This is a genomic window from Streptomyces sp. P9-2 (assembly GCF_051903975.1).
GTDB lineage: Bacteria > Actinomycetota > Actinomycetes > Streptomycetales > Streptomycetaceae > Streptomyces > Streptomyces cellulosae.
On the sequence record NZ_CP192633.1, the window covers coordinates 2,433,823 to 2,450,409 of the forward strand.

Here is a 16,587-nt window from a genome sequence, read left to right on the forward strand (position 1 = left end):
GTCCCTCACCCCGTCCCGGCCGGTGGCCGGTACTCCCCGTTTCCCCCCCAACGGCCGCGATGGCACGGTTCGTTGAAGGGACCAGGTTCCCGGTTCGCTCCTCATGATCGCAAGGTGCGAAAGAGGGCGCGGACCGGGCAAAGGGGGCCTTTGGGACGCCCGAGGGTGTCCTGTGGTGTCACAGTTCCGTACGGGGCGCGAGAGCGTGGCGCTCAACGGGGGCGAGAGAGTTTCCGGCCAAAAACCGACGGGCCCCTCGTGAGTAACGAGGGGCCCGTCGTGTCGGTGCGCCGCCAGGGACTCGAACCCCGGACCCGCTGATTAAGAGTCAGCTGCTCTAACCAACTGAGCTAGCGGCGCCTGCTGACGGCAGAACTCTACAGGACTCCGGAAGGTGCCCGTGACCACCCCGGTCCGGCCCCCGCCACCCGGGGCGTCCGGTGGAGGGGCGCTTTACATCATTCGGACCGTCAAAGTGCGCGCCCGGATGACCGTTGCCACACTGACGCTCGTGCGCAGATGCGGAGAAACGTTCCGGGAATGTGAGGGAAATCGCATGGGGTCTCCGGTGTGCGAGGAATTCGGTCCGGCCGCAGACCGCGCGCGGCCCGGCCGCACGGGTGAACGGCGGGAGCGGCCGCTTCCCCGCGCGGGACGGCTGCGGCGCTCCCTGGCGCACCGCACGGCCCTCGTGGTGGCCGCGGTCACGTCCGCCGCGCTCGGCACCCACCCGGTCCCCGCGGTCGCCGGCCAGGACACCCGGGTCTCCGCCGGCCAGGGCGTCCCCGCAGACCAGGGCAGCGGCGGAGGGCAGGGCGCGCCGGGCCCGCTGTTCGGGCAGGAGGGGCGCACGGGTCCCGCGCTGCCGCCCGGGACGCTCCCCGCGATCAGCAGGACGGACATCGTCAGGCGGGCCGCCTCCTGGGTCACCCAGAAGGTCCCCTACGGCGTGTCCTCCTACTGGTCGGACGGATACCGGCAGGACTGCTCGGGCTATGTGTCGATGGCCTGGAAACTGCCCGGCAACGAATGGACGGGGAGCCTCGCGCAATACGCCGAGAAAATCACCAAGGCGGAACTCCAGCCGGGCGACATCCTCCTGTTCCACAATGCGTCCGACCCGTACAACGGTTCGCACGTCGTCATTTTCGGCGGATGGGCGAACTCCGCCCGCACCCAGTACGTCGCCTACGAGCAGACCCCGCCGCGCGCCCGCAAGATGACGACCCCGTACGCCTACTGGAACAACTCGGCGCGCTATGTGCCCTATCGCTACAAGGGCGTGACCGACGGTGCCGCGGGGGCCGCTCCGGAGACCGCCGCGCCCGCCCAGTCCGCGCTTCCGGACGGGTCGGCGGTGGCGGAATCCCCACCTGTCACCGAGGACGCGGACACCGTCGCGCCGGGCGCAGGGGCGCTCGTGCCCGCCCTGCCGGAGGGTCCTCGCGGAACGGACGCCGGCGAGGGGCCGGCCGGTGCGGCGCCGTCGCGGCGGAGTGCCGCCGTGGACGGTGCTCCCGGTTCGTCGGGCGCGCGGTCCGCAGGGACCTCGGGTGGCTCAAACGGAGGTTCCGCTTCTGTCCCGGCGGGCGTTCTCGCCGCGCCCGCCCCGCACGGGGTGCCGGGCTGTCCGGGCCGGGCGCTGTTCCGTCCCGGTGCGGAGAACGAGCACGTCACCCGGCTGGGCCGGCAACTGGTGTCGAAGGGGTTCGGCCGGCACTACACCCAGGGGCCCGGCCCGCGCTGGGGCGAGGAGGACCGGCGCGCCGTGGCCGACTTCCAGCGGGCGCAGGGCTGGCGGGGCAGGGCGGCGGACGGCGTCCCGGGCCCGGAGACCTGGCGGCGGCTCTTCGCCTGACCCCCTACCGGGGCGCCGGGCGGTCCGCCCCCGCCCGAGTCCCTCGATGTGACGCATCTGGCGCGGAGGCTGGAGGCACGCATGACCACCACCACATCCCACATCCCCGAGCACGTCCCCGAGTCGGTGGGGCCCGACGACGGCGTCGCGGCCGTACGCCCGGCCCGGCTGATCCACACCGAGTCCACCACCGAGATCCCCGTCCACCTGCTGTTCCGCGAGGAACCCGCACCGTCCTCCTCGGCGTCTCCCGCGGAGGTGAAGCTGCGGCCCGCGGTCGTCGCACACCGTCCCCTGCCGGAGAAGCGGGAGAAGGCGGAGGGGGACGACCGGGACACGCGCGACATCGGTCTGCGGGCCCGCCCGTCCGCGCCCGGCGTCGACCCGGAGATCGTGGAGCGGCCCGCGCGGGTGCTGCCGGGGATCGCCGGGGTGCTCGCGGGGACGTTCGGCGCGGCGGGCTGCGCGGTCACCGCGTGGTGGGCGGGCGTACTGCCGCCGCTCGTGGTCGAGGCGCTCGGAGGGACCGCCGGGGCCGGCGGCCTCCGACCCGCGCAGTGGGCGGCGTTCGCCGGGGCCGGGGCGCTCGGGCTGTTCGGCTTCGGCGGTCTGGCCCGCGGACGGACCGGGCGCGCCTGGGTGCTGGAGCTGTTCGGCCGCTACCGGGGGACCGTGCGCGGGACCGGACTGCTGTGGGTGAACCCGTTGTTGCTGCGCCGCCGCGTCGACGTGCGGCTGCGGCACTGGCGCGGCGACCCGCTCCCGGCCGCCGACCGGGGCGGGGTCGCGCTGCGGGTGGCGGTGCTGGTGGTGTGGCGGGTGCGGGACACCGCGCGGGCGACCCTGGGCGTCGAGGACCACGAGGGGTATCTGCGGGCGTGCGTGGAGGCGGCGCTGCTGCGGGTGCCGGTGGCCGCGCCGGGCGCCGGACGGGGCGCGGTGCAGGCGACCCAGGACGCGCTGACCCGGCTGGTGGCGGCGGACGCCGGGCCGGTCGGGGTGGAGGTGTGCGCGGTGCGTCCGCTGCGGGTGGAGTACGCGCCGGAGGTGGCCGCCGCGATGCACCGGCGCAGGGTCGCGGCGCTGGACGCCCGGCACCGGGCGAGCGTGATCGGCTCGGTCGTGGACTCGGTGGAGGACACGGTGACCCGGCTGACCATGCGCGGTCTGCTGGACCTGGACGACTACGAGCGCCGGACGCTGGTGAAGGACCTGACGGTGGCGTTCTGCGCGGGACGGGGGGACACCGGGGCCTGAAGGGCGGGACAGCGCAGGAGTGGGCGGGGCTCGACAGCGGGAAAACAGGCTCCGCGATTGGTATGGACATGTTCAACTAACGTCCCTACGCTGAGACTTGGTCTAGACCTGCACCCCCTGACAACCCCCACACTCCAGGAGCGGCAGCATGCGTAAACGGACCAAGCTGTACGCGGCCGCGGTGGGACTGGCCACGACCGGAGCGCTCATGCTCTCCTCCGGCGGCGCCAGCGGCCACGGCTACACCGACCTGCCGGTCAGCAGGCAGAAGCTCTGCCAGAACGGCGGCGTCTCCAACTGCGGCGCCATCCAGTGGGAGCCGCAGAGCGTCGAGGGCCCGAAGGGCTTCCCCGGCGCGGGCCCCGCCGACGGCAAGCTCTGTTCGGCCGGCAACGCGTCGTTCGCCCCCCTCGACGCACCGCGCACCCCGTCCGGCGGCGCCTGGCCCACCACCCGGGTGACCGGCGGCCAGGAGTACACCTTCCGGTGGCAGTTCACGGCCATGCACGCCACCACGGACTTCAAGTACTACGTCACCAAGCCGGGCTGGAACCAGAACCACAACCTGTCCCGGTCCGACCTCAACCTCACGCCGTTCCTGACCGTCCCCTACAACGGCCAGCGTCCGCCGCAGACCCTGTCGCACAGCGGCCGGCTGCCCACCGGGCTCAGCGGCCACCACGTGATCCTCGCGGTGTGGACGGTCCACGACACGGGCAACGCGTTCTACGCCTGCTCGGACGTGACCTTCTAGCGTCCGCCGCGACCCCGGACACGCCAAAGGGCCTCTCGCTCCCACGAGAGGCCCTTCTCGGTGCGCCGCCAGGGACTCGAACCCCGGACCCGCTGATTAAGAGTCAGCTGCTCTAACCAACTGAGCTAGCGGCGCATGACTCCCGCCGTCCGCTTCCGCGGTCGGCGACGAAGAAAATAGTACCTGGTTCTCGAGGGTGCTCCGGACCACCGCCGGGCGGAACGCGGTGGCGCTCCGCCGCCGTCGCGCGCCGCCCGCCGGCCTGGCGAGTGCCGACGTGGCAGGCGGCCCAGGACCCGGACCACGCGGCCGCTCGTCCCGGGGCCCAGCGCGTCGTCGACGTCACCGTCGGGCATTCCCGCTCCCTTGTGCGCCCGTGGAGCGACCGTGCGCCTGTTGCCCGGCCGGGCGGGAGATCGTTTGGCGGGGTGAGAGGCGCATGGGCGAGGGCGCGTGCGCAATGAGACGAGCACCAAGGCGAGACCCATGACGACTGGCAGTTCCGACAACGGTTCCACGACCCCTTCCGAGCCCTCGGCGCGGCCGCCCCAGGGGCGGCGCTGGTGGAACGGCCCGACCTCCGTGACCCTCGCCGTGGCGGTCGTCGGCGCCGTGGCGGCCGCCCTTCTCACTCCGCTCGGCGAGCACGTCATGAACGCGGTCCTCGACGAGCCCACCTGCCCGGGTGAGGCCTGCGAGGGGAAGAACCCCGGCCGCCAGGGCTGCGACGGCGGCGCCGCCACCTTCAAGCCGCCCGCCGGCAACCCCGCCGAACTCTCGATCCGCTACAGCAAGGAGTGCCAGGCGGTCTGGGGGAAGATCGAGCACGGAGCCAAGGGGGACCTGGTCACGGTCGAGGCCGTCGGAGGCGCCGAGCGCGCCACCGAGATCAAGTACGGCGACGACACGTACACCCCCATGGTGCGCGTGGGCGACGGCGAGTTCGAGGTCATCGTGTGCGCGGTCCCCAAGGCCGGCGGCGAGAGCACGTACGAGCACTACTGCATCCACGGGTCCGAGGTGACCGCGTGGCGGTGACGGACGGGCCGCCGCTCAGATCGCCAGCGACAGCAGCACCGGCGCGGCGTTGCGGTTGAGGGTGTCGGCGGCCCGGCGCAGCCGGTGGGCGTGCTCCAGCGGCAGGGACAGCGCCAGGCACCCGGCGGTGGACCCGGCGGTGAGGGGGACGGCCGCGCAGACCGTGCCGACCGCGTACTCCTGGAGGTCGAGGACCGGCGCCGTCGGCGGCTGCGCGGCGAGCTTCGACAGCAGCAGGCGGTCGCTGGTGATGGTGCGGGAGGTGAGCCGGGCCGGGCGGTGCCGGGCCAGGTGGTCGCGCCGGCCGTCGTGGTCCAGCTGGGTGAGCAGACTCTTGCCGACCGCCGTGGCGTGCGCGGAGTAGCGGAAGTCCACCCACTCGTTCACCTTCGGGGTGGCCGGGGAGTCGGCGTACTGGGTGACGCTGACCTCGCCGTCGACGTACCGGCTGAGGTAGACGGCGGCGCCCACGGAGTCGCGCAGCCGGTCGAGGGTGCGCTGGAGGGTCTCCCGCAGGGCCTGGTGGTGTCCGGCGGCGGAGCCGAGCCGGACGAAGGCCGCCCCGGTGACGTAGCCGCCGTCGGCGATCTGCTCGACGTAGGCCTCGCGGCGCAGCATGCGCAGGAGGGTGGTCAGCCGCTCCGTGGCGACGCCTGTCTCGCGGGCCAGTTCGGTCTCGTTGATTCCTGTGCTGCGCCGCGCCACCGTCTCCAGGACGCGCAGTGCGTCCTGGACCGAGTGGTACGACGCGGTCGGCTCGTGCCTCAGCGCCACGGTTTCCCCCTGCGCTCGCTCGTAGGGCCGCAATCCGGTCAACGAATCCCCTCCACGATAGCCGTCAAGGGCCTTGTGGACGGCGGGGGTTGACAAGATTGCGGCCCTCTGAACTGCGACACAGGACCCCTGGCATATGCCGGGGGTATGACCCATGCCGTGGACCTCGGATGATGTCCCGGGCGCGCTCCGTGACTACAGGACCGCGCTCAGGAATTCCCGCGTCCGGTCGTGCTCGGGCTCGTTGAAGATCTTCTCCGGCGAGCCCGCCTCGATGACCCGGCCCGAGTCGAACATCAGCACCTGGTCGGAGATGTCCCGGGCGAAGTTCATCTCGTGGGTCACGCACAGCATCGTGATGTCCGTGGAGCGGGCGATGTCCCGCAGCACGTCCAGCACGCCGGCCACCAGCTCCGGGTCCAGGGCCGAGGTGACCTCGTCCAGCAGCAGCACCTGCGGGCGCATCGCCAGCGCCCGGGCGATCGCCACCCGCTGCTGCTGGCCGCCGGAGAGCTGGGCCGGGTGCTTGTCGAGGTGGTCGGTCAGCCCGACCATCTCCAGCAGCTCCCGAGCCCGCTCCTCGGCCGCGTCCTTGGACATGCCGAGCACGGTGACCGGGGCCTCGGTGATGTTCCGCAGCACGGTCATGTTCGGGAACAGGTTGAACTGCTGGAAGACCATGCCGATCTTCTTGCGGACCTCGCGGACCTGCTTCTCCGACGCCGGGAACAGCTGCTGCCCGTCGACGGTGATCACGCCCTCGTCGGGCTTCAGCAGCGTCATCAGCAGCCGCAGGATCGTGGTCTTGCCGGACCCGGACGGGCCGATCAGCGTCACGTGCTTGCCGGCGTCGACGGAGAAGTCCAGGTTGTCCAGGACCGTGTGGTCGCCGAACCGCTTGGTGACCCGCTCCAGCCGGATCAGCTCACCGGTCGCGCGCGGGGTCCCGGGCTTGTCTTCGAACGGGGCGTGGGTGTCAGTGGACAAGGCGTCGCTCCAGGGCTCGCAGGGCAAGGGAGGCCAGGTAGGAGATGACGATGAAGGCCACGCCGATCACCGTCAGGGGCTCGGTGAACTGGAAGTTCTGCTGGGCGAACAGCCGCGCCTGGCCGAGCATCTCCAGCACGGTGATGGCCATCAGCAGCGGGGTGTCCTTCAGCATCGAGATGACGTAGTTGCCGAGCGCGGGCACCACCCGGCGCACGGCCTGCGGCAGGATCACCACGGTCCACGTCCGGCGCAGCGGCAGGTTCAGCGCCGTCGCCGCCTCCCACTGGCCCACCGGCACGGCCTCGATACCGGCGCGGTAGACCTGCATCGTGTACGTCGAGTAGTGCAGCCCGATGGCGAAGACGCCGGTGGTCAGCGCCGAGAAGGTGATCCCCCACTCGGGCAGCACGTAGAAGAGGAAGAACAGCTGCACCAGCAGCGGGGTGTTGCGGATGAACTCCGTGACGCCGCCGACCGGCCAGGTCACCCAGCGCGTCGGCGCCCGCATCAGCAGCGCCCACACCAGGCCCAGCGCGAAGGAGATCAGCGAGCCGAACACCAGGATCTGCAGGGTGACCCACAGACCGTCCCAGAAGTACGGCATGAAGTCGGCGACAGCGCCCCAGTCCCACGTCACAGGACACCACTTCCCTCAGGCACGCGCCCGGCGGCGGTGACCGTCTTCTTCGGCGCCTTGCCGACGCCCGCCTTCAGCTTCTTCTCCAGCCCGCGCATCGACCGGGTGAGCAGGAAGGCGATGACGAAGTAGATGAGCAGGATGTACGTGTAGATCTCCGCGCTCTCCTGCAGCGCCAGGCGCACCAGGTTGGCGCTGAACGCCAGGTCGCCCATGCCCATGACCGACACCAGGGCGGTGCCCTTGAGCAGCTCGATCAGCAGGTTGGAGAACGGCGGGATCATCTCCGGCACCGCCTGCGGCAGCAGGATGAGCTTCATCCGCTGCCAGGGCGTGAAGCTGAGGGCGATGCCGCCCTCGCGCTGGGCCGGGTCGACCGCGGCGAGCGCGCCGCGCACGATCTCCGAACCGTACGCCCCGTAGGTCAGGCCGAGCGCCAGGGTGCCCGCCCACAGCGGCACGAGCTGCCAGCCGAAGGCCGGAGGCAGCACGAAGAACACCCAGAAGATCATCACCAGCGCGGAGGTGCCGCGGAACACCTCGGTGTAGAAGCCCGCGAGGAAGCGGACGATCCACAGCCGGTGGGTGCGGGCGACGCCGACGACGAACGACACCGCGGTGGCGAGCAGTCCGCTGAGCACGAGCAGCTGGATCGTGACCCAGACGCCCTCGAGTACGCGTTCCCAGAGTCCGGAAGTCATCCGCCGCAGAGCTCCTTCGCGGTCAGATCGGTCATCTCGTCCTCGGTGAACCCGAACGGCTTGAGGATCCGCAGCAGCTCGCCGCTCTTCTTGAGCTTCGCCAGCTCCACGTTGAAGGCGTCCCGCAGCCTGGTCTCGGTCGGCCGGAACGCGAACGCCCCGCCGTCCACGTGCGGTTTGCCGCCGACGAGGGGCTTGAACGGCTCGGTCGCCTCGGCCTTGTTCGACTTCTTGACCACCTCGCGGGTGGTGAGCGCGGTACCGGCGAAGACGTCGACACGCCCGGCCTCGACGGCGTTCAGGCCGGCCACCTGATCGGGGACGATCAGGATGTCGCTCTCCTTGTAGCCGGCCTCCACGGCGTACGCGATCTCCGCGTAGCCGGTGCCGGTGGCGAACTTCGCCTTCTTCTTCACCACGTCCTGGTAGTCGCGCAGCCCCAGCGGGTTGCCCTTGCGGACGATGAACGAGTCGAGCATCTGGTAGTCGGGGTCGGAGAAGATGACCTGCTCACAGCGCTCGGGGTTCACGTACATGCCCGCGGCCACGACGTCGAACTGCTGGGAGTTCAGCCCGGGTATGAGCGAGCCGAACTCGGTGGGCACGGGCTGCACCCGGTCCACCCCCAGCCGTTCGAAGATGACCTTGGCCAGCTCGGGCGCCTCGCCGGTCAGCTCACCGTCCTTGTCGATGTAGCCGAACGGGATCTCGCCGGCGATGCCCAGCCGGACCACGCCCGCCGCCCTGAGCCGCTCGAGCAGGTCGCCGCCGTCCGTCGTGGACGCCGTCGGAACCCGCGAGCACCCCGCCGCGCCCAGCGCGCCGAGCGCCGCGGCCCCCGCGAGCAGCGACCGACGCGAGGGCCCGGAGGTCCCTGTGATTCGTCTCAGTGGTTGAAGTGGTGGAGCCATGGCGGCGCGGCTACCCGAACCGATGCGAGTTATTCCGGCCAGTTTCGGCCCCGTCCGGCGGTGGGGCGGTCTTGACCGGCACGGGACCATGGAGTGCATGGCCGACCGATTCCTCGAGATCTCCCTGGTCAAGCGTGAGGTGACCGGCATCGCGCGGCTGCTCGACGACCGCGCCCCGATCACCTGCGAAGCCGTCTGGAAATCTCTTCCGCTGTCCGGCGACGTCTACCACGCCAAGTACGCACGCAACGAGGTCTACGCCCTGTTCCCGCCCTTCGCGGACCGGGAGCCACCCCTGGAAAACCCCACGGTCACTCCCATACCGGGCGATCTGTGCTATTTCACCTTCCCCGGGGCCGAGTTGGGCACCACGTCCTACGGCTACGACCGCGAGGTCCGCCCCGGCTCCACCGTGGTGGACCTCGCGCTCTTCTACGAACGGAACAACCTGCTGCTCAACGGCGACGTCGGCTGGGTCCCCGGCATCGTCTGGGGGCAGGTGGTGGAGGGCCTCGACGCCCTGGCCGACGCCTGCAACGACCTGTGGCGCACCGGCGCCGCCGGGGAGACGCTCAGCTTCCGCAGAGCGTGACCCCCGCCTCGTCCAGCGCGTGCGCCGCCCGCAGCACCAGGTCGTCCCGGTGCCGCGCGGCCACCAGCTGCAGCCCGACCGGCAGCCCGTCCGCCAGGCCCACCGGCACGCTGGCGGCAGGCTGCTGCGTCATGTTGAACGGGTACGTGAACGGCGTCCACCCCGTCCAGCGCCGGTGCCCCGACCCGCGCGGCACCTCCGCGCCCGCCTCGAACGCCGTGACCGGCAGCGTCGGCGTGACCAGCAGGTCGTAGGCGTCGTGGAAGCGGCCCATCCGCCGGCCCAGGTCCATCCGCGCGTCCACCGCGGCCAGATAGTCCAGAGCCGACAGCCGGCTCCCCTCCCGGACGATCTCCCGCAGCCCCGGGTCGAGCCGCTCCCGCTGCTCCCGGCCCAGCGCCTGCGTCACCCGCGCCGCGCCCGCGAACCACAGGGTGTGGAAGGCCTCCACAGGGTCGGCCAGGTCCGGGTCGGTCTCCTCGACGTACGCGCCGAGCCCCGCCAGCCGCTCCACCGCCCGCCGCACCACGGCCGCGACACCCGGGTCCACCCGCACCTGTCCGCCCAGCGACGGCGAGAACGCCACCCGCAGCCCGCGCACCCCGTCGCCCAGCGCCTCCGAGAACGATCCCGGCGCCGGCGGAAGCGCCGACCAGTCACGGGAGTCCGGCGCGGCGATCGCGTCGAGCAGCAGCGCCGCGTCCGCCGCGGTCCGGGTCATCGGACCGACGTGCGCCAGCGTCCCGAACGCGCTCGCCGGATACAGCGGCACCCTCCCGTACGTCGGCTTCAGCGCGAAGATCCCGCAGAACGCCGCCGGGATGCGCACGCTGCCCCCGCCGTCCGTGCCCAGCGCCAGCGGCCCCGCGCCCAGCGCCACGGCCGCCGCCGCGCCCCCGCTGGACCCGCCCGCCGTACGGGACGGGTCGTGCGGGTTGCGGGTGGTCCCGCTGAGCGGGGAGTCCGTCACGCCCTTCCAGCCGAACTCGGGCGTCGTCGTCTTGCCGAGGAACACCGCGCCCCGCTCCCGCAGCCGGGCGACCGACGGCGCGTCCTCGTCCCACCGCCCCGCCGGGTCGATCGTCCGCGAGCCCTTCAGGGTCGGGGCGCCGCGCAGCAGCAGGATGTCCTTCACCGTGACCGGCACCCCGTCCAGCGGCCCCAGTTGCCCGCCCCTCCGCCACCGCTCCTCGGAGGCGGCCGCCCGCCGAAGCGCGTCGTCGGCGAGCAGCCGCACGAACGCGTTCACCTCGGGCTGGATCTCCTCGGCCCGGCGCAGCGCGGCGCGGGTCACCTCCACGGGGCCGAACTCGCCCTTGCGGTAGCCGTCGAGAAGCCGGGTCGCGGTCAGTTCGGTGAGCTCGGACATCCGCACTCCCTGGGAAGACGTCAGTGACCCGGTACATACCCGCGTCGCTTGTCCACCACGTTCACCAGCGGCCGGCCCGCCTCCCACAGCTCGTACAACTCCACGAACTGCGCGGCCAGTTCGTCCCGCCAGCCGACCGTGTCCCCGCTCATGTGCGGCGAGACGACCACGCCCTCCAGCTCCCACAGCGGGCTGCCGGCGGCCAGTGGCTCGGCCGTGAACACGTCCAGCGCCGCCCCCGCGATCCACCGCTCCCGCACCGCCCGCACCAGCGCCTTCTCCACCACCAGCTCGCCCCGGCCCACGTTCACGAAGTGCGCCGACGGCTGCATCAGACCGAACCGGCGGGCGTCGAACATCCCCCGCGTCTGTTCGGTCAGCGGCGCCGCGGCCACTACCCAGTCCGCGCGCGCCAGCAGCCGGTCCAGGTCCTCAGGGCCGTGCACCCCGTCCCGCGCGGCACGTCCCACCAGCGCGGTCCGCACGCCGAGCGCCTCCAGCGTGCCGGCCACCGCCCGGCCGATCGGCCCGGACCCCACCACGCACGCCCGCGTCCCCGCCACCCGGCGCGTCGCCCGGTGCAGCCAGGTCCGCTCCCGCTGAAGCGCCAGCGTCCGCGGCAGGTCCTTGGCGAACGCGAGGACGAGACCGGCGACGTACTCGGCGATCGGACCGTCGAAGACACCGCGCGCGTTGGTCACCACCGTGTCGGACGCGGCGAGTTCCGGACAGAGCAGATGGTCCACACCGGCGCTCGCCGTGTGCACCCAGCGCGGCCGGGGACCCTCGCCCGGCCACGCCCGGCGCACCGCGTGCGAGGTGAAGTCCCACACCAGCAGCACGTCCGCGTGCGGCAGCCGCTCGGCGAGCGTCGACTCGTCCGCGTGCTCGATCCGCGCCCGGCCGGTGAGCCTGCCGAGGCGGGGGAGCGGTTCGGCGTCCAGGACGAGCAGCGTGGGCGTGGTCATGGGCCTCGTCTCCAGGTGGCTCGGATGCGGTGCGGCGGCCCCGGCGAAGGCCGGTGACGACGAGTTAACCGGGTGTTGACCGTGGGGTGACCCGGGCGGATTGACCGCGCCCCTACCCGAACCTACCGTCGTCGACACGGGTCTTTCCGCGCTCCCTCGTGTGCTCGTCTCCCAGCGTGAGGCCGGTGCCTGTCATGGACGTCTCCCTTCTCGGCGGCCCGAGCCCGCAGCGCGGGGTCGGGGTGGTGGCCCCCTTCGACTTCGCGCTGGACCGGGAGCTGTGGCGCTGGACCCCGGACGGCGTCTCCCTGCACGTCACGCGTACCCCGTACGTGCCCGTCGAGGTCAGTCTCGATCTGGCCAGGCTGATCAGCGAGCACGAGACGCTCGGCGACGCGGTCCGCACCCTCACCGCCGTCGCCCCCGAGGTCGTCGCCTACGCCTGCACCTCCGGCAGCTTCGTCGGCGGGATCGTCGGCGAACGCGCCATGTGCGAGGCGATGAGCCGGGCCGGCGCGGTCCCCGCGATCACCACCTCGGGCGCGCTCCTCGAAGCCCTGGTGGAGCTGGACGTACGCCGGGTCGCCCTGGTCACCCCGTACACGGTGTCGGTCACCCGGGCCCTGGAGACCTACGTGGCACGGGCCGGCGTCACCGTCACCGGCTGCGCGTACATGGGACTGACCCGGCACATCTGGAAGGTCACCTACCGCGAGGTGGTGGACATGGCCCGGCAGGCGGTCCGCGACCGGCCCGGCACGGCCGACGTGCTGTTCCTCTCCTGCACCAACCTGCCGACGTACGACGTGATCCCCCAACTGGAGGCGGAACTGCGCATACCGGTCATCTCGGCCAACCAGGTGACCATGTGGGCGGCGCTGCGCCGATTGGGTACCCGGGCGGTGGGACCGTATCAGGCGCTGATCGACGCGTCCGCACGCCCCGGGACCGTCATGCCGGGCCAGGCGCCGACCGTACTGCCCGGCCAGACGGCGCCCGGACCGGTGCTGCCGGACGCACCCGGAGAGAAGCAGCAGGAAGGCTGGACATGACCGCACTGGGATTCCTCTACCCCGGCCACTCCGCGGAGGACGAGTATCCGCGCATCGAGCTCTTGCTGGGCGGCGACATCCGCGTGGACCTGGTGCACACCGACATCGGCGAGGACGCGCACCGGGTGGACGCCCTGCGCGAGATGGGCTCGCCCGAGCGGCTTGCGGCCGGCCTGGAGGAACTGCGTCTGGCCGGCGCCGAGGCCGTGGTGTGGGCGTGCACCAGCGGCAGCTTCGTGCTCGGCTGGGACGGGGCCCGCGACCAGGTGCGCCGGCTCGCCCTCGCCGCCGGCATGCCCGCCTCCTCCACCTCGTTCGCCTTCGTCAACGCGATCCGGGAGATCGAGGTGCGCCGGGTCGCCGTCGGCGCGACCTACCCCGAGGACGTCGCCCAGCTGTTCGCCGACTTCCTGCGGGCCGGCGGAGCGGAGGTCACCGGGGTGCACAGCTCGGGCATCGTCACGGCCGCCGAGGTCGGCGCCTGGGGCGAACGGGAGCTGTTCGCGCTGGCCCGCGCCGCCGACACCCCCGACGCGGAGGCGCTGCTCCTGCCGGACACCGCCCTGCACACCGTCGCCCACATCCCCGCCCTGGAGAAGGAGCTGGGCAAGCCGGTCCTCACCGCCAACCAGGTCTCCGTCTGGGAGTGCCTGCGCCTCACCGACCGCCGCGTCAACGCGCCCCGACTGGGCGCCCTCTTCACCCGGGAGCCGGTCGTCCAGGTGTGACGCGTCCGTATGCCCCTGCAGGGATCTGCAGGGACGTGAGGAACGCCACTGACACCGGCGTACGCCCTTCCACGCGCCCGGAGCGCGTTCCCGTCGCCGTCTTTGTGCGCCCCGCGAGCTGGGTAGTCACCGGTCGGCGCGCCCGCACGGCCGGGGCCGGCCGGTCCCCGCGGGCCGGACGTCCTCTTGCGGGGGCGCGGGACAATGGACGGTGGCCCTCCGGCACCCGGGGGCCACCGCGACGTACGAAGGAGAAGTCATGGCGGAGCACACGCCGCGCCCGGACCAGCCGCGGCTACGCCCCGCGCCCCTGCTGTTCGAGCCCGCGCAGGCGGCCTCGGACCCCGAGCACTTCTTCGACCTGGAGTCGATCGAGGATCCGCGCGCGCTGCTCGAGCGGGCCACGGAGCTGACGCTCGCGTTCCGGGCCGCCGCGGACCGGGCGACGGAGTTCCAGGCGATGGCGGCGGCCCAGCTCGCCGACCCCCGGCGCTTCGACCGGCTGTCGACGGCCGACATCGCCGAGCGCGCCGAGTGGACCGAGGACTACGCGAAGAAGATGGTCGAGTTCGGCCGCGACCTGATGCGCGGCGGCGAGGGCCCGGGGCACGTCGACCCCGTGTGAGCCGCGCCGGCCCTTCCTGGCCTTCTGGTCGGCCTCCGGGCTGTCGAACGCGTGTGGCATATGCCGGACGACAGGGTACGCGTCCGTCGGGGCCCTCGTCCCGGATTTCGGCAACTCTGCGGAAGCGTTCCCTCACGGCACGTAGAAATATCTGTATGAGCAGCGCACCGAATGTCTCCGACGTCAGCGGTGTCACCCCGGACGGAGCCGCCTGGCTCGCCTCGGCCTCCGACGCCGTCCGCTCCTTCGGCTGCGAGCGGCCGGACGCCCCGGTGGTCCTGCCCTGCGGCGTCGTCTTCGACGTGGTGAGCGTGCCCGCGATCTTCGGGCGCCGGATGCTGGACCGTCTGTGGGAGGAGGGGCCGGGCTCGGGTCCCGTCGCGGAGTACCGGGGCCGGATGCTGCTGTTCGGCGCCGTGGGCACGGCCCAGCGGCTGCCCGCCCTGCTGAAGTGGGAGGAGTGGGGCGCCCACGGCGGCCGCACGGACGGCGTCCCGCCCCTGCTGTGCCACGGCGCCGGCGACGCGGTGACCGTCCCCGCCCCGTCGGGCCCCGCCCGCTCCGACACGGGCTCCCCGGCCCGCTGGCTGGTCGCCCCCGACAGCCGGAGCCCCTGGCTGCCGGGCCCGGAGGTGCTGCTCTGGGCGGCGGTGAGGGCGGCCCGGGCGGCGGTGCGGATATCGATTTTTCCTCCCGCCGATCGTGATGCTAATGTCTACGACGTCAGCAGGCGCCGCTAGCTCAGTTGGTTAGAGCAGCTGACTCTTAATCAGCGGGTCCGGGGTTCGAGTCCCTGGCGGCGCACAGACACGGAAGGCCCCTCGCGGAAGCGAGGGGCTTTTTCGCGTCTGCGAGATCTGCGGCCCCGCTACGCGCTCCCGGGCGCGCGGAGCCTCGCGGCGCGTGATCCCGGGGCGGGCGCCCGCATCGCCGTGATCGCCGGGCCATGCCCTCCGTGCCGGCTGCCGGCTGGAACAGGCGCCGCCGCCCAGGCGGAGTGTGCCTCAGGACGCCCCGGCCGCCCGCTCACCCGTGGTGATCTTGACCGTCCACGCCCCGGACGGCGTACGGCCCTCCACGTCGACGCGGACCGACTCGCCCGGGACCGTGAAGCTCTCGCCCAGGGCGACCGGCGCGTCCGCCAGCGGGGGATAGACCGAGTCCTCCCAGCACGCCTCGGTGTGCGGGTGGGCGTCGATCACCTCGACCGGGCCGCGGCCCGAGCGGGTGCCGCTGGACACCCGGTAGACCAGCACCCCCGGCCGGCAGGCCGCGCGGTCGTTGCCGAACGGGCCGCGCACCTCGAAGGCCAGAGCGGTGTCCGCGCCCGTGCGCACCACCGCCAGTTTGGTGCCGCGCCCCAGACCGAACGACGGCGCCCCCGCCGCGCCCGTCACCGGCGTCCCCGGCCCCGCACCGAGCGGCTCCAGCGTCAGCCGCACCGGACCGCCCTCCTGCACGCACCGCACCTGCCGCGGCTCCAGCCAGCCCAGCTTCCACTTGTGCCAGCCGAACAGATCCGGGGCCAGCGCGAACTGGCTGCCCATCAGATCCCAGTCCCCGACATGCGTGTCCCAGTCGCCCTTGCCGTCCACCGGCCGGTGGTACAGATCCGGCAGGTCGAAGACGTGCCCCGTCTCGTGCGCCAGCACCAGCCGGTCCGGAGGATGGTTCTCGAACACGGTGACCACCCGCCGGATGTCCGCCCCGTCCGCCCGCATCGGCCGGTCCAGGTTGACCACCTTCGTGGCGTCGGAGTCCACCCCCGGCGCGTCCGGATCGGCGACGAAGTACACGATGTCGTACGCCGAGTAGTCGACGTGCGGATCGGACGCGGCGAGCGCGTCCCGCAGGTAGGCCGCCCGGTGCGCCACCGTCCAGTCACGCTGTATGGCGTACGCCGTCGAAGGGCGCGGCATCCGGATCCACCGCTTCACCGGATGCGCCCGCAGGCTGAACTTCCCGTAGGAGGCCCGCTCGAAGAAGAGGCTGGTCATGGGGAAGTGGTCGGCCTCGAGCTCGTCCGGCGAGGTCAGCGGGTGCGAGTCGGGGAACGACAGGAACACCATCACCGCGTCCAGCCGGCTCGTCGGACGCGGATAGGCCGCGTTCCAGGTGTCCAGGCCTTCCGAGTGATGGGCGTCGGTCCGGGTCAGCACGCACGGCTCCGCCGAGAACGGCTCGGGAGCCGACGGCACGCTCACCAGGGACGTCGCCGCGAGCGCCGACATCGTCGTGCACATCGCCGCCGTGGTCCGCAGCCGGGGCCGGACACCCGAACGGCCGAGCCTCCTCCGCAGTGCCTCACGACCGAGTCCTCTCGGGGTGAGCTG

17 protein-coding genes and 3 tRNA genes are annotated in these 16,587 nt (G+C 72.5%); 10 read left to right on the forward strand and 10 right to left on the reverse strand.

Annotation, left to right across the window (positions count from 1 at the left end; all coding sequences use genetic code 11):
- Positions 1-286 precede the first annotated feature (286 nt).
- A tRNA-Lys gene (locus ACQY0Z_RS11340) sits at positions 287-360 on the reverse strand.
- A 196-nt stretch (positions 361-556) separates the two neighbouring features.
- On the opposite strand from ACQY0Z_RS11340, the gene ACQY0Z_RS11345 reads away from it, so the two are divergent.
- The 3 genes from ACQY0Z_RS11345 to ACQY0Z_RS11355 all read left to right on the forward strand — a co-directional run bounded on the left by ACQY0Z_RS11345 (position 557) and on the right by ACQY0Z_RS11355 (position 3,869).
- Positions 557-1,858 carry a peptidoglycan-binding protein gene (locus tag ACQY0Z_RS11345; RefSeq protein ID WP_189897908.1) on the forward strand — a complete coding sequence of 434 codons (1,302 nt, stop codon included), beginning with the start codon at positions 557-559 and terminating at the stop codon, positions 1,856-1,858.
- An 81-nt stretch (positions 1,859-1,939) separates the two neighbouring features.
- Entirely contained in the window at positions 1,940-3,115 is a 1,176-nt protein-coding gene (locus tag ACQY0Z_RS11350) for an SPFH domain-containing protein (RefSeq protein WP_439812197.1), read from the forward strand.
- A gap of 148 nt (positions 3,116-3,263) precedes the next feature.
- Positions 3,264-3,869: a lytic polysaccharide monooxygenase auxiliary activity family 9 protein gene (locus ACQY0Z_RS11355; RefSeq protein WP_189897912.1), complete on the forward strand. Its 606-nt coding sequence runs from the start codon at positions 3,264-3,266 to the stop codon at positions 3,867-3,869.
- A gap of 61 nt (positions 3,870-3,930) precedes the next feature.
- Here ACQY0Z_RS11355 and ACQY0Z_RS11360 read toward each other — a convergent pair.
- A tRNA-Lys gene (locus tag ACQY0Z_RS11360) sits at positions 3,931-4,004 on the reverse strand.
- A gap of 351 nt (positions 4,005-4,355) precedes the next feature.
- On the opposite strand from ACQY0Z_RS11360, the gene ACQY0Z_RS11365 reads away from it, so the two are divergent.
- Positions 4,356-4,907: a DUF2690 domain-containing protein gene (locus ACQY0Z_RS11365; protein ID WP_439812198.1), complete on the forward strand. Its 552-nt coding sequence runs from the start codon at positions 4,356-4,358 to the stop codon at positions 4,905-4,907.
- A 15-nt stretch (positions 4,908-4,922) separates the two neighbouring features.
- On the opposite strand, the gene ACQY0Z_RS11370 is transcribed toward ACQY0Z_RS11365, so the two are convergent.
- The 5 genes from ACQY0Z_RS11370 to ehuB all read right to left on the reverse strand — a co-directional run bounded on the left by ACQY0Z_RS11370 (position 4,923) and on the right by ehuB (position 8,920).
- Positions 4,923-5,681, reverse strand: a complete 759-nt coding sequence (locus tag ACQY0Z_RS11370; protein WP_189897913.1) for an IclR family transcriptional regulator domain-containing protein — start codon at positions 5,679-5,681, stop codon at positions 4,923-4,925.
- 195 nt (positions 5,682-5,876) lie between these two features.
- Complete coding sequence (gene ehuA, locus ACQY0Z_RS11375) at positions 5,877-6,668, reverse strand: ectoine/hydroxyectoine ABC transporter ATP-binding protein EhuA (RefSeq protein WP_381730784.1); 792 nt, start codon at positions 6,666-6,668, stop codon at positions 5,877-5,879.
- Positions 6,658-7,308 (reverse strand): ectoine/hydroxyectoine ABC transporter permease subunit EhuD, encoded by a 651-nt coding sequence (gene ehuD, locus ACQY0Z_RS11380; RefSeq protein WP_028959193.1) that lies wholly within the window; start codon positions 7,306-7,308, stop codon positions 6,658-6,660. The genes ehuA and ehuD overlap by 11 nt, the downstream gene beginning before the upstream one ends.
- Positions 7,305-8,009 (reverse strand): ectoine/hydroxyectoine ABC transporter permease subunit EhuC, encoded by a 705-nt coding sequence (gene ehuC / locus ACQY0Z_RS11385; RefSeq protein WP_019525145.1) that lies wholly within the window; start codon positions 8,007-8,009, stop codon positions 7,305-7,307. Before ehuC ends, ehuD begins: the two co-directional genes overlap by 4 nt.
- Positions 8,006-8,920: an ectoine/hydroxyectoine ABC transporter substrate-binding protein EhuB gene (ehuB, locus tag ACQY0Z_RS11390; RefSeq protein WP_439812199.1), complete on the reverse strand. Its 915-nt coding sequence runs from the start codon at positions 8,918-8,920 to the stop codon at positions 8,006-8,008. Before ehuB ends, ehuC begins: the two co-directional genes overlap by 4 nt.
- Before the next feature lie 97 nt (positions 8,921-9,017).
- Between ehuB and ACQY0Z_RS11395 the strand changes: the two genes are divergently transcribed.
- A complete protein-coding gene (locus tag ACQY0Z_RS11395) occupies positions 9,018-9,512 on the forward strand; it encodes a DUF3830 family protein (protein ID WP_189897922.1) in 495 nt (164 codons plus the stop codon).
- Here ACQY0Z_RS11395 and ACQY0Z_RS11400 read toward each other — a convergent pair.
- Together ACQY0Z_RS11400 and ACQY0Z_RS11405 are read right to left on the reverse strand one after the other, a co-directional pair.
- Positions 9,493-10,881 (reverse strand): amidase, encoded by a 1,389-nt coding sequence (locus ACQY0Z_RS11400; protein WP_439812200.1) that lies wholly within the window; start codon positions 10,879-10,881, stop codon positions 9,493-9,495. The genes ACQY0Z_RS11395 and ACQY0Z_RS11400 overlap by 20 nt on opposite strands.
- A gap of 20 nt (positions 10,882-10,901) precedes the next feature.
- Positions 10,902-11,849 (reverse strand): D-2-hydroxyacid dehydrogenase, encoded by a 948-nt coding sequence (locus ACQY0Z_RS11405; RefSeq protein ID WP_189897925.1) that lies wholly within the window; start codon positions 11,847-11,849, stop codon positions 10,902-10,904.
- A 194-nt stretch (positions 11,850-12,043) separates the two neighbouring features.
- Between ACQY0Z_RS11405 and ACQY0Z_RS11410 the strand changes: the two genes are divergently transcribed.
- From ACQY0Z_RS11410 to ACQY0Z_RS11430, 5 genes are all read left to right on the forward strand, one after another.
- Complete coding sequence (locus tag ACQY0Z_RS11410) at positions 12,044-12,901, forward strand: maleate cis-trans isomerase family protein (protein ID WP_254586086.1); 858 nt, start codon at positions 12,044-12,046, stop codon at positions 12,899-12,901.
- Entirely contained in the window at positions 12,898-13,629 is a 732-nt protein-coding gene (locus ACQY0Z_RS11415) for a maleate cis-trans isomerase family protein (protein WP_439812201.1), read from the forward strand. The genes ACQY0Z_RS11410 and ACQY0Z_RS11415 overlap by 4 nt, the downstream gene beginning before the upstream one ends.
- A 259-nt stretch (positions 13,630-13,888) precedes the next feature.
- Entirely contained in the window at positions 13,889-14,254 is a 366-nt protein-coding gene (locus ACQY0Z_RS11420; protein ID WP_189897930.1) for a hypothetical protein, read from the forward strand.
- 155 nt (positions 14,255-14,409) lie between these two features.
- The gene (locus tag ACQY0Z_RS11425; RefSeq protein WP_347225403.1) at positions 14,410-14,994 is read left to right on the forward strand and encodes a hypothetical protein; all 585 of its coding nucleotides are present in this window, start codon (positions 14,410-14,412) and stop codon (positions 14,992-14,994) included.
- Positions 14,985-15,058: transfer RNA gene (locus ACQY0Z_RS11430), tRNA-Lys, on the forward strand. Before ACQY0Z_RS11425 ends, ACQY0Z_RS11430 begins: the two co-directional genes overlap by 10 nt.
- Positions 15,059-15,258: 200 nt before the next feature.
- Here ACQY0Z_RS11430 and ACQY0Z_RS11435 read toward each other — a convergent pair.
- Positions 15,259-16,497 carry a M6 family metalloprotease domain-containing protein gene (locus ACQY0Z_RS11435; RefSeq protein WP_439812202.1) on the reverse strand — a complete coding sequence of 413 codons (1,239 nt, stop codon included), beginning with the start codon at positions 16,495-16,497 and terminating at the stop codon, positions 15,259-15,261.
- Positions 16,498-16,587: the final 90 nt, after the last annotated feature.